This window comes from Microbacterium sp. 2RAF4 (genome assembly GCF_052115285.1).
GTDB lineage: Bacteria > Actinomycetota > Actinomycetes > Actinomycetales > Microbacteriaceae > Microbacterium > Microbacterium oxydans.
Window position 1 is genome coordinate 1 of the sequence record NZ_JBFRGI010000011.1, and the last position, 579, is coordinate 579.

General features: G+C 37.3%; 1 protein-coding gene. It reads left to right on the top strand.

Translation table 11 applies throughout. From position 1 onward, the window contains the following. The coding region (locus AB4070_RS18545; RefSeq protein ID WP_441981402.1) for a protein rep at positions 1-526 on the top strand (526 nt) is incomplete at its 5' end. Between the last annotated feature and the right edge of the window lie 53 nt (positions 527-579).

A 579-nucleotide genomic window follows, 5' to 3' on the forward strand; every position in this document is an offset into this window, starting at 1 on the left:
TTTTAAAACTTATAATCTGGGTTTTATCAAGACAACTGAAATAACAAGATCGAAGACCGGAACGGCACACCCTCACTTTCATGTGTTATTATTCATGAAGTCTACTTATTTTAATATCGGTTATATGAAAAATGAGGCTTGGAGTGAACTTTGGAGGGATTGTTTAGGTGTGGATTACACACCGTCAGTAAAGATTAAAGCAGTCAGGAACAAGAAGACGGGTGAAGTGGTAAAAATGGGTGAAGACGGCATGGAACATGCTGTTGCAGAGACTTTGAAGTATTCAGTAAAGCCAGCAGATATGTATGCAGATCGTGAATGGTTTCACGAGATGACAAGACAAGTCCATAAGATGAGATTTGTCTCTACGGGTGGAGTGCTGAAAGATATATTCAGCGAAGATGTATCAGAAGAAGAAATGTTATTATTGAATGACGAGGAAGAAACAGACGAGGATTTAAATAATAATATATTCTTTAACTGGTATAAGAAAAACAGCAAATATAGACGAAAGATTGTAGAGTAAAAAAGGCACCGATAAGGTGCTTTTTTTATGCCTTTGACTTTTCCCCGTAGGGG